The organism is Corynebacterium sp. CCM 9203 (genome assembly GCF_041357675.1).
Lineage (GTDB): Bacteria > Actinomycetota > Actinomycetes > Mycobacteriales > Mycobacteriaceae > Corynebacterium.
Window position 1 is genome coordinate 554,467 of sequence record NZ_JAUERY010000001.1, and the last position, 11,892, is coordinate 566,358.

9 protein-coding genes are annotated in these 11,892 nt (G+C 62.7%); all 9 read left to right on the plus strand.

Annotated elements, in window-relative coordinates; genetic code table 11:
- Positions 1-9 precede the first annotated feature (9 nt).
- Positions 10-1,176, plus strand: a complete 1,167-nt coding sequence (gene carA, locus QWU44_RS02450; protein WP_370914107.1) for a glutamine-hydrolyzing carbamoyl-phosphate synthase small subunit — start codon at positions 10-12, stop codon at positions 1,174-1,176.
- Between the two features lie 5 nt (positions 1,177-1,181).
- Positions 1,182-4,538: a carbamoyl-phosphate synthase large subunit gene (gene carB / locus QWU44_RS02455; protein WP_370914108.1), complete on the plus strand. Its 3,357-nt coding sequence runs from the start codon at positions 1,182-1,184 to the stop codon at positions 4,536-4,538.
- Positions 4,539-4,546: 8 nt separating this feature from the next.
- Complete coding sequence (pyrF, locus tag QWU44_RS02460; protein ID WP_370914301.1) at positions 4,547-5,377, plus strand: orotidine-5'-phosphate decarboxylase; 831 nt, start codon at positions 4,547-4,549, stop codon at positions 5,375-5,377.
- A gap of 228 nt (positions 5,378-5,605) precedes the next feature.
- Positions 5,606-5,932 (plus strand): integration host factor, actinobacterial type, encoded by a 327-nt coding sequence (mihF, locus tag QWU44_RS02465; protein ID WP_198735979.1) that lies wholly within the window; start codon positions 5,606-5,608, stop codon positions 5,930-5,932.
- A gap of 8 nt (positions 5,933-5,940) precedes the next feature.
- The gene (gene gmk, locus QWU44_RS02470) at positions 5,941-6,513 is read left to right on the plus strand and encodes a guanylate kinase (protein WP_370914109.1); all 573 of its coding nucleotides are present in this window, start codon (positions 5,941-5,943) and stop codon (positions 6,511-6,513) included.
- A 74-nt stretch (positions 6,514-6,587) separates the two neighbouring features.
- The gene (rpoZ, locus tag QWU44_RS02475) at positions 6,588-6,863 is read left to right on the plus strand and encodes a DNA-directed RNA polymerase subunit omega (RefSeq protein ID WP_370914110.1); all 276 of its coding nucleotides are present in this window, start codon (positions 6,588-6,590) and stop codon (positions 6,861-6,863) included.
- A gap of 184 nt (positions 6,864-7,047) precedes the next feature.
- Complete coding sequence (coaBC, locus tag QWU44_RS02480; RefSeq protein WP_370914111.1) at positions 7,048-8,322, plus strand: bifunctional phosphopantothenoylcysteine decarboxylase/phosphopantothenate--cysteine ligase CoaBC; 1,275 nt, start codon at positions 7,048-7,050, stop codon at positions 8,320-8,322.
- A gap of 204 nt (positions 8,323-8,526) precedes the next feature.
- Positions 8,527-9,750, plus strand: a complete 1,224-nt coding sequence (gene metK, locus QWU44_RS02485) for a methionine adenosyltransferase (protein ID WP_370914112.1) — start codon at positions 8,527-8,529, stop codon at positions 9,748-9,750.
- A gap of 48 nt (positions 9,751-9,798) precedes the next feature.
- The gene (locus tag QWU44_RS02490) at positions 9,799-11,829 is read left to right on the plus strand and encodes a primosomal protein N' (protein WP_370914113.1); all 2,031 of its coding nucleotides are present in this window, start codon (positions 9,799-9,801) and stop codon (positions 11,827-11,829) included.
- Positions 11,830-11,892: the final 63 nt, after the last annotated feature.

Below are 11,892 nucleotides of genomic sequence, written 5' to 3' on the forward strand. Positions count from 1 at the left end.
GGCGGCCCCGTGAGCGACCCCGTCGACACCAAGCGGTCCGATATCCCTGCAGTTCTCGTTCTCGCTGATGGCCGCATCTACCGGGGCTTCGGCTTCGGGGCCACTGGCACCACTCTCGGCGAGGCTGTCTTCAGCACCGGGATGACCGGTTACCAGGAGACGATGACCGATCCGTCCTACCACCGGCAGATCGTTGTCGCAGCAGCGCCACAGATCGGTAACACCGGATGGAACGACGAGGACGGCGAATCCCGCGGTGACCGGATCTGGGTTGCAGGCCTCGTTGTCCGTGACCTCGCACACCGTGTTTCCAACTGGCGTGCGGAGCGGACTCTCGCCGAGGAGATGACGGAACAGGGGATCATCGGTATCCGGGGCGTCGACACGCGGGCACTCGTGCGCCATCTCCGCAACCACGGCTCCATGGCAGCGGGGGTGTTCAGCGGTATTGATGCACAGTGTGACACAGAGGAGCTCGTCCGTATCGTCAACGCCCAGCCTTCCATGGTTGGTGCGGACCTCGCCGGTGAGGTTAGTTGCACCGAGCCCTACACCGTTGAACCGGATGGTGAACACCGCTTCACCGTCGTTGCCTTCGACATGGGTATCAAGACGAACACCCCCCGTAACTTCTCCTCCCGTGGAATCCGTACCGTAATCGTTCCGGCCGGCACGGATTTCGAGACCATCGCGTCCTACTCTCCGGATGGAGTCTTCGTCTCAAACGGTCCAGGCGACCCTGCGACCGCCGACGCCATGGTCGCGGCGGTCCGCGATGTCCTGGCCGCGAAGATCCCGTTCTTCGGGATCTGCTTCGGCAACCAGATCCTCGGTCGCGCCCTCGGAATGGAGACCTACAAACTCAAGTTCGGCCACCGCGGCATCAACGTCCCGGTACTCGACCACGCCACCGGAACCGTCGAGATCACTGCCCAGAATCACGGCTTCGCGCTCAAGGGGGAGGCGGGCGTCGAATTCGACACCGACTTCGGCCCCGCGAGGGTTACCCACACCTGCCTCAACGACGATGTCGTCGAGGGAGTAGCACTCGTCAACGGACTGGCGTATTCCGTGCAGTACCACCCGGAGGCTGCTGCCGGCCCCCACGACGCCAATCCCTTGTTCGACCGTTTCGTCGAGCTCATGTCCGCCCACAGCACCTCGACGGAAGGTTAAGAACCATGCCCAAACGTAGTGACATCAACCACGTCCTAGTCATCGGCTCCGGGCCGATCGTTATCGGACAGGCCTGCGAGTTCGACTACTCCGGCACCCAGGCATGCCGGGTCCTGAAGGAGGAGGGCCTGCGGGTCACCCTCATCAACTCCAACCCGGCGACGATCATGACCGATCCCGAGTTTGCCGACCACACCTACGTCGAGCCGATCCGGCCCGAGTACATCGAGAAGATCTTCGAGGCGGAACGCGCTGCCGGTCACCCCGTCGACGCCGTCCTCGCCACCCTCGGCGGACAGACCGCACTGAACGCCGCCATCGCCCTCGACCGCCGCGGCAGCCTCGAAAAGTACGACGTCGAACTGATCGGTGCGGACATCGACGCGATCGAACGCGGCGAGGACCGGCAGAAGTTCAAGGACATCGTCGAGCGTATCGGCGGCGAATCCGCCCGCTCGCGGGTCTGCCACAACATGGACGAGGTCCGGGAGACCGTCGCCGAACTCGGCCTGCCCGTCGTCGTCCGGCCGTCCTTCACCATGGGCGGCCTCGGCAGTGGTCTCGCCTACACTGACGAGGATCTCGAGCGGATCGCCGGTGGGGGACTGGCCGCCAGCCCGGAGGCGAACGTCCTCATCGAGGAGTCCATCCTCGGATGGAAGGAATTCGAGCTCGAACTCATGCGTGATGCCAACGACAACTGCGTCGTCGTCTGCTCCATCGAGAACGTCGACGCCCTCGGCGTCCACACCGGAGACTCCGTCACCGTCGCGCCCTCCATGACGCTCACCGACCGTGAGTTTCAGATCATGCGTGACCAGGGTTTCGCGATTCTCCGCGAGGTTGGCGTCGATACCGGTGGCTGCAACATCCAGTTCGCCATCAACCCGGACAACGGCCGTTTGATCACCATCGAGATGAACCCCCGCGTCTCTCGCTCCTCGGCGCTGGCCTCGAAGGCGACCGGTTTCCCGATCGCGAAGATCGCCGCGAAGCTCGCCATCGGCTACACCCTCGACGAGATCACCAATGACATCACCGGCGTCACCCCGGCGGCCTTCGAACCGACCCTCGACTACGTTGTGGTCAAGGCACCCCGCTTCGCCTTCGAGAAGTTCCCCGGTGCCGACGACACCCTCACCACGACCATGAAGTCCGTCGGTGAGGCGATGTCCCTGGGCCGCAACTACATCGCAGCCCTCGGCAAGGTCATGCGTTCGTTGGAGACCAAGCAGACCGGGTTCTGGACGAAACCTGATGAGTTTTTCGCCGGTGATCGTGCCACCGACATTGACGCGGTGCTCGCCGACCTCCAGCGTCCGACCGAAGGACGCATCTATGATGCGGAGCTCGCTCTCCGACTCGGCGCCACGGTTGATCAGGTGCACGAGGCCAGCGGCATTGACCCCTGGTTCCTCGGTGAGCTGCAGGCACTCGTTGACTTCCGTGCCACCCTCGAGAACGCACCGGTGCTCACCGAGGAACTGTTGCGCACCGCGAAATGGTACGGGCTGTCCGATCTGCAGATCGCGGCACTGCGCCCGGAACTCGCGGGTGAGGACGGAGTCCGTCGGCTGCGCTGGTCCCTCGGCGTCCGGCCCGTCTTCAAGACGGTCGACACCTGCGCCGCGGAGTTCGAGGCGAAGACCCCGTACCACTACTCGGCCTACGAGCTCGACCCGGCCGCAGAATCCGAGGTCGCCCCCCAGACCGAACGGGAGAAGGTTATCATCCTCGGGTCCGGCCCGAACCGGATCGGCCAGGGCATCGAGTTCGATTACTCCTGCGTGCACGCCGCGCTCGAACTGTCCCGCGTCGGATACGAGACCGTCATGATCAACTGCAACCCGGAGACCGTCTCCACCGATTACGACACCGCCGACCGTCTCTACTTCGAGCCGCTGACCTTCGAGGACGTCATGGAGGTCTATCACGCCGAGACGCAGTCCGGCACCGTCGCGGGCGTCATCGTCCAGCTCGGCGGCCAGACCCCGCTGGGGTTGGCGGAGAAACTGCGCGATGCCGGAGTTCCCGTCGTTGGCACCAGCCCCGAGGCTATCGACCTTGCCGAGGACCGCGGCGAGTTCGGAGAGGTCCTGCGCAAGGCGAAGCTCCCGGCCCCGGCCTTTGGCACCGCAACCTCCTTCCGGGAAGCTCGAGCCGTGGCCGAGGAGATCGGCTACCCGGTTCTCGTTCGCCCGAGCTATGTACTCGGCGGACGCGGAATGGAGATCGTCTACGACGAGCAGTCGCTGTCCGACTACATCGATCGCGCCACCGAGATCACCACCGACCACCCCGTACTCGTCGACCGTTTCCTGGACAACGCCATCGAGATCGACGTCGATGCCCTCTGCGACGGCGATGAGGTCTATCTCGCCGGTGTGATGGAGCACATCGAGGAGGCGGGCATCCACTCCGGTGACTCCGCGTGCGCGCTGCCCCCGATGACCCTCGGCCCGGAGGACATCGCCAAGGTCCGCGAGTCCACGGTCAAGCTGGCACACGGGATCGGTGTCCGCGGCCTGATGAACGTCCAGTACGCCCTGAAGGACGACATCCTCTACGTCATCGAGGCCAACCCCCGCGCCTCCCGCACCGTGCCGTTCGTGTCCAAGGCGACCGGTGTTCCGCTCGCCAAGGCGGCGGCCCGGATCTCCCTCGGCGCGACGCTCGCCGAACTCAGGGAGGAGGGCATGATCCCGACCAGCCACGACGGCGGTTCACTGCCGCTCGATGCGCCGATCGCGGTCAAGGAGGCGGTCCTGCCGTTCAACCGCTTCCGCCGCGCGGACGGATCGCTGCTCGACAGCCTGCTGTCTCCGGAGATGAAGTCCACCGGTGAGGTCATGGGCCTGGCGGACAACTTCGGTGCCGCCTACGCCAAGGCCGAGGATGGTGCCTACGGTGGTCTGCCGACCGAGGGCACGGTCTTCGTCTCCGTCGCCAACCGGGACAAGCGGACCCTGATCTTCCCGATCCAGCGCCTGGCCACCCTCGGGTTCAGAATTCTGGCCACTTCCGGTACGGCACAGATGCTGCGCCGCAACGGAATCGAGTGCGAGGTTGTGTACAAGCACTCCGATGTCAAGCAGGGGGACGACAAGATCTCCGTTGTCGACCAGATCCTTGGCGGCGACATTGATCTCATCCTCAACACACCCGCCGGTTCCGCCGGTGCGCGGCATGACGGATACGACATCCGTTCGTCCGCGGTTTCGGTCGGAGTGCCGCTGGTGACCACCGTCCAGGGCGTCACTGCGGCTGTCCAGGGCATCGAGGCCATGCGCTCTGGCGAGCTCACCGTGCGTGCGCTCCAGCAGCTCGATCACGCCGTCGACATGGTCCGGGAGAAGGAATGAGCGGCACCGTGACCCCCTCCTTCGGGGACCGGCTCGCCGCGGCGGGTGCCGACCGGGGCCGACTGTGCGTCGGCATCGACCCGCACCCGGGTTTGCTCCGTGACTGGGGGCTGTCGGCTGACCCGTCCGGCCTAGGTGACTTCGCTCGGATCTGCGTGGACGCCTTCGCGGACACCGCTGCACTGGTCAAGCCCCAAGTGGCCTTCTTCGAGCGTTACGGCAGTGCGGGCTACGCGGTGCTGGAGGAGACGATTCTCACGCTCCGCGAGGCCGGATGTCTCGTGCTCGCGGATGCGAAACGGGGAGACATCGGATCCACGATGTCGGCATACGCCGACGCCTGGCTCCACGACGACTCGCCACTCGCCGTCGACGCGGTGACAGTCTCCCCGTACCTCGGGTTCGGTTCGCTGGACCCCGCTGTGTCCCTGGCCGTGGAGAACGGTAAGGGGGTGTTCGTGCTCGCTGCCACCTCCAATCCGGAAGGACGGGAGGTGCAACATGCCGAACAGGCTGACGGCACGTCGGTCGCACAGTATGTCGTCGACTCCTGCGCGGTTCGGAATGAACCGTTTGTGACTGCCGGTGGATACGGCCCCTGCGGTGTCGTGGTGGGGGCGACCGTGACCGGTCCGCCCTCGCTCGAGCAACTCGGTGGTCCAGTCCTGCTTCCTGGTGTCGGTGCGCAGGGAGCCGGACCGGGCGATGTGGCCTTACTCACCCAAAGCGTTGAGCCGTTGGCGTTCGCCAGTGTTTCGCGCGGCATTCTCCGCGCGGGGCCGAACGTTGATGACCTGCGGAAAGCCTGTATGCAGCAGGCTCTCAGCTTCGGTCGTTGATGGTCTCTGAATGTCCATCGAAAATACTGGTCAAGGGCTTTTCCGATGGCAGGGAGAGCCTGCTTTCGGCCTCGACCTTGGACTTTGGGGCACTAGTGTTAGACTGTTCCAAGTTCGCTGGCTGACACTGTTGAGATTTTTGGTGTCGTGACCGGCGAGAACTGGTAGAACCGAAACCCGAGACTACCCATAGACACTGTCCGAGAACATGAAAAACGGAGGAACCCCGTGGCCCTTCCCAAGTTGACCGATGAGCAGCGCAAGGATGCCCTTGCAAAGGCTGCAGAGGCCCGTAAGGCGCGCGCCGAGCTGAAGGAGAAGCTGAAGCGAGGTGGCACTAACCTGAAGGAGGTGCTGGCTCAGGCGCAGAGTGATGAGATCATCGGTAAGACGAAGGTCTCCGCGCTGCTCGAGGCCATGCCTAAGGTAGGCAAGGTCAAGGCCAAGGAGATCATGGAGGAGCTGGAGATCGCTCAGACTCGCCGTCTCCGTGGCCTCGGTGACCGGCAGCGCCGTGCGCTTCTGGAACGTTTCGGCTTCTCTGAAGAGGACTAGTCAACGATATGTCGGGTGAACGGATTCCAGGAAACCTGGTTGTACTCGCAGGGCCTTCCGCTGTCGGTAAATCGACGGTGGTCAATCGGCTCCGAGATGAAGTCCCCGACCTGTTCTTCTCCGTTTCCATGACGACACGTGCGCCACGGCCCGGAGAAGTCCACGGCCGTGACTACCTCTACGTGACACCTGAAGAGTTTCAACGCACCATAGATTCTGGTGGGATGCTTGAATGGGCCGACATCCACGGCGGTCTGCAACGCTCGGGTACCCCTGCAGGGCCCGTCCGGGAGGCGCTTGAACGCCATCGTCCCGTACTTGTGGAGGTCGATCTGGTCGGTGCGCGTAATATCGCTCGAATCATGCCTGAATCCCAGACAGTTTTCCTCGCGCCGCCATCTTGGGAGACCCTGGTGGAACGCCTGACCGGTCGTGGTACGGAGCCTGCCGACGTCATCGAACGTCGCCTGCAGACAGCGAAGGATGAGCTTGCGGCGGCCGATGAATTTGATCATGTGATCGTCAATGATGACGTGGATCGCGCGGTCGCCCAGATACGTGTACTCCTTACCGGTGACTGACCGGTCCGGGGTCGTAGTTGGTCCCAGACGAACCAGAACCATTTTTCTTCCTCGACTTTTGAAGGTGCTAAACCGTGAGCAATGACATCTCCGCCACTGAGGCTGTATTCGATCCGCCAGTCGGAATCACCGATCCTCCGATCGACGAGCTGCTGGACAAGGTGTCCTCGAAGTATGCCCTGGTAATCTTCGCCGCCAAGCGAGCTCGGCAGATCAACAGCTACCTCCATCAGCGTGATGAAGGCGTTTTTGAATTCGTCGGTCCGTTGATTGATGATCATCACGCCAAGCCACTGACCGTTGCACTTCGCGAGATCAACCGCGGAATGCTCGACCACGAAGAAGGCTGATTGATCCTTCCAGGGCCTTCCGAATAAGACTCGATGCGATGTTGTTCCGCACACCCTTTCTTCTTCCACGGACACCCGGAGGTTTCACACCATCCGGAGTGCTCCGCTGGAGGGAGGAGGGGTCTCGTGTTTTCCGGTATCGACAGCGCACATCTTGATTGAACAGTAAAGATTGAAGGACATCGTGGCCAGTACAGTACCTTCTGCACATCCGGATCCCGCGTCCGTATCCCGGAATATCGTGCTCGGTGTGACCGGTGGCATCGCCGCATATAAGGCTTGCCATGTAGTTCGTGGCTTCACTGAGCGGGGTCACTCCGTCCGGGTGGTGCCCACCGAATCTGCGTTGAACTTCGTTGGTGCAGCCACATTCGAGGCGCTGTCCGGGAATCCTGTGGCGGTGAGTGTCTTTGACCGGGTGGAAGAGGTCCAACATGTTCGGGTGGGACAGAACGCTGATCTGGTGGTGATAGCACCTGCGACCGCTGACCTGATGGCAAAACTGGCGATCGGTCGGGCTGATGATCTGCTGACCGCGACCTGTCTCGTTGCGACCTGTCCGGTGGTCCTCGCCCCGGCGATGCACACCGAGATGTGGAATCACCCTGCAACCAGGGCTAACGTCGAGATTCTCCGGTCGCGGGGGGTGACAGTTCTGGAGCCGGCGCATGGTCGGCTTACCGGGCCCGACACCGGACCAGGCAGGCTTCCCGAACCACAGCAGATCATCGACCTAGCCCTGTTGCGGCTGGCTGAGAACGAGCTGCCCCGGGACCTGAATGGGCGCCGTATCCTGATCACCGCAGGGGGGACGAGAGAGAATATTGATCCTGTGCGTTACCTCGGTAACCGGAGCTCTGGGAGGCAGGGATTTGCGCTGGCTGAAGTCGCGGTGCAGCGAGGAGCGAAGGTGACTCTTGTCGCGGGGTCCGTGGATGAACTACCTGTGCCGTGTGGTGCAGAACTTGTTCGTGTTTCGTCCGCCCGGGAGCTTGACGAGGAGGTGCGCACACGTGCCGACGTACACGACGTGATCATTATGGCGGCAGCGGTCGCTGACTATCGGCCGACAGATGTTGCTCCGGTGAAGCTGAAAAAAACCGGGGCTACAGCGCTAACGAATTTGGAGCTGACGGAGAATCCTGACATTCTCGCGGGACTCGTGGCAGACCGTCTGGCGGGGAAGCTGCGGGAGGATACGGTGATTGTCGGTTTCGCTGCTGAGACTGGTGATGACGCGGCTACTGCTTTGGACCACGCCGTCCAGAAGATCAGGCGGAAAGGGTGCGATCTGCTCATGTGCAACGATGTCGGCTCCGGGAAGGTATTCGGGCGAAGCCGGAATCGTGGGTGGCTGATCACACCGGACGGTGTTGCGACGGATGTGCCGGACGGCACGAAATTTGAGGTCGCGTCCCGGATTCTCGATTTCGTGTCGCGAATCACCAGCGGCCGATGATCGTTTGCCAGTGGCCGAAGTCTCTCTCTGTGACCTGCGACTGAGGGGGCCATTGCAGTTTTAGACAGCTTGGTCTATATTTAGGTTGGTTTCGTCACCGGGCGGCCGCACTCCGGTGCGCTCCGCGACTTACCAGTACAGTCGCCTCCGTATCACTGAACGAGCCCGCCAACCAGGAAATCAACGAGTTTAGAAGGAAGTACCGTGGCTGTAGGCACCAGCGCCGTCCGTTTATTTACCAGCGAATCGGTCACCGAAGGGCATCCCGACAAGATCTGTGACGCGATCTCTGACACGATCCTCGATGCGATGCTCAGGGTTGATCCACGTTCGCGGGTCGCCGTCGAGACGGTTGTGACCACGGGGCTTGTGCATGTTGTCGGTGAGGTCCGGTGTTCCGGATACGTCGAGATCCCGGCGCTCGTTCGAGACAAACTCCGGGAGATCGGTTTCACCTCTTCAGAAGTCGGTTTCGACGGCACCACGTGTGGAGTCACGGTCGCCATCGGAGAGCAGTCGCAGGAGATCGGTGCCGGGGTCGACACCTCCCACGAGGTCCGTAACGGAGACACCGGGGATGATGACAATCAGAGTGGTGCGGGTGATCAGGGACTCATGTTCGGATACGCGACAAACGAGACCCCGGAATACATGCCGCTACCGGCCGCGACCGCACACCGGCTCGCCCGGAGGCTCACGCAGGTTCGAAAAGAGGGAATTGTCCCGAATCTCCGCCCTGACGGCAAGACGCAGGTCACCTTCGCCTACGACGGTGATGACCGTCCCGTCCGGCTCGATACCGTCGTCATATCGACGCAGCATGACCGTGACGTGAGTCAAGAATGGTTGGCTGAACAACTGCGTTCCCATGTGATCGAGTACGTTGTCCGTGAGGCGGGCCTGGAAGATTATGTTGACGCTGATCTCACCGTTCTCATTAATCCCTCCGGATCCTTCGTCGTCGGGGGGCCGATGGGGGATGCTGGTTTGACGGGCAGGAAGATCATCGTGGACACCTATGGTGGAATGGCTCGTCACGGTGGGGGTGCGTTCTCGGGTAAAGACCCGAGCAAGGTTGACCGTTCAGGTGCCTACGCCATGCGTTGGGTCGCGAAGAACATTGTCGCGGCAGAACTCGCGGACCGTGCCGAGGTCCAGGTCGCCTACGCCATCGGGAGGGCGAAACCGGTCGGGCTTTACGTCGAGACCTTCGGTACCGCACACGGGGGCCTGTCGGACGCTGATATTCAGGCAGCGGTGGCTGAGGTCTTCGATCTTCGGCCGACCGCCATCATCCGGGAGCTCGATCTTCTCCGTCCGATCTATGCGGATACCGCGGTGTACGGCCATTTCGGGCGGACTGATCTGGATCTCCCCTGGGAACAGCTCAACAGGGTTGACGCGCTGCGATCGGCTGCCGGAATCTGACCCGACCCCGAGCATGCAGCGCCCAGATACCGATATACAATCAGCGGCATGTCTCCACCCCGTTCCCCGGCGCAGAGAGCGCCGGTGGCGCGGGTTCTTCCGCTCCTGGGTCTCGCGCATCTGGATCGCACCTTTGATTATTTGGTCGATACGACACAAGATGAAGACTGTCGCCCCGGAGTGAAGGTCAGGGTTAGGTTCTCCGGGCGGTTAATCGATGCGGTTGTCCTCGACAGAACCTCCGTCAGTTCGCACAGCGGTGAACTCGTTTGGCTCGAACGGGTCATCTCACCGGAGATCGTCTACCCCGAGGAAACCCGGGAACTGGTGGACGCTCTCTGTGATCGCTACGGCGGGGTCCGGAGTGACCTGATCCGCTCCGCAGTTCCTGTTCGTCACGCAACCGCGGAGAACGCGGACACCTCGACCCCATGGGAACAACTCGGGACCGTCAGTGAACCTGATCTGGCTCCCTGGATCAGTTATCTCCACGGTCCTGGTTTCGTTGACGCTGTCCTTGCCGGACGTTCTGCACGCGCCGCGTGGCAGATCGCCCCCGGAGACGATTGGGCTCGGGCATTGGCAGCTCTTACCGTCGCCACCGTCCGTACCGGGGGAGGGGCATTGGTCGTCCTCCCAGATCAACGCGACGTCAATACGCTCGAAACCGCTCTCCGTGAACTGGTTTCCGCCCGCCAGGTGACTGTGCTCAATGCGGCATTGGGACCGCAGGCGAGATACCGTCGGTTTCTGTCGATACTTCACGGGCAGGGACGCTTGGTCATAGGCACCCGCAGTGCGGCGTATGCACCGGTTGCCGATCTCCGGCTCGCTGTACTTCTGCATGACGGGGACGAGAACCTGATCGATCCGCGTGCCCCCTATGCGCATGCGCGTGAAGTGCTTACGACCCGAAGTGCGCAGACAGGGTGTGCACTCATCCTCGGCGGCCACTCGAGGACCGCCGAGGTGCAGCTCATGGTTGAGCAGGGATGGATGCACAGTCTCGTCGCTCCCAGAGAGGTCATTCGCCAGCGGATGCCCAGGATCCGGGCTACCGCAGACAGTGACATCGAGTTGGAACGGGATCCGCGGGCCCGTTCCGCACGAATCCCCGGTGTTGCCTTCGAGGCGGTGCGCCGTGCGCTCGAACGGGATAAACCCGTGCTCATCCAGACACCGCGGAAAGGCTATGTCCCCACACTCGCCTGTGGCCGGTGCCGAGCTCCCGCGAGATGCCGCTCCTGTAACGGACCCGTTGGACTTCCCGCTAACGATGCGGATGTCCCGGGCGTACCGACATGCCGGTGGTGTGGAAGACCAGCAGCCAATCATCGGTGCGGAAACTGCGGGTCGGTCCGGCTCCGGGCCGTGGTTCTGGGCTCGGAGCGCACCGCAGAGGAATTCGGTAGAGCCTTCCCGAAGTTCCCGGTCTCAACCTCCGGTGGTTCCCGAGTGCTCGATGAAGTGCCGATGGGTGCCCGGATCGTTGTATCCACACCCGGTGCTGAACCGCCGGTGCGGGATGGCTCTTACGGCGCCTGTCTCATTCTCGACGCCTGGGCACTCCTCGGGCGCGCAGATCTCCGCGCCACCGAAGACACACTGGGGAAATGGGCCTCTGCAGCGACCCTTGTCGCACCGGCTGAATCCGGTGGGGAGGTCATCATCGTCGCTGATCCGGCTCTCCAACCTGTTCAGTCGCTCATTCGTTGGGATCTGGTGGGCGCCGCAGCTACTGAACTGGCTCAGCGTAGAGAGGTTGATCTTCCTCCCGCAGTACACCTTGCTGCAGTCGATGGTCCACAGGCCACTCTCGATGAATTCCTGGAGCTCGTCCAGCTTCCCCGGGGTGCAGACATCCTCGGCCCCGTTGCTCTGCCACCCGGAAAACCACTGCCGGGGGAGTACGACGAGTCCCGTTTCGGCCCGCCGCAGCGCATTCTCATCAGGGTTCCTCTCGGTGCAGGCCCGAGGACCGCTCTCGGCAGGGCATTGAGAGGAGGGAGGACTGCGCGTGTGGTGCGGAAGGACGAGCTCCCCCTCCGGGTCCAGGTTGATCCGATCCACCTAGGGTGACCCGATTTTCGGGGACGCCGGAGACGGAGTGCAACCGATCATGAACCTGGCCGTAGGATGGGG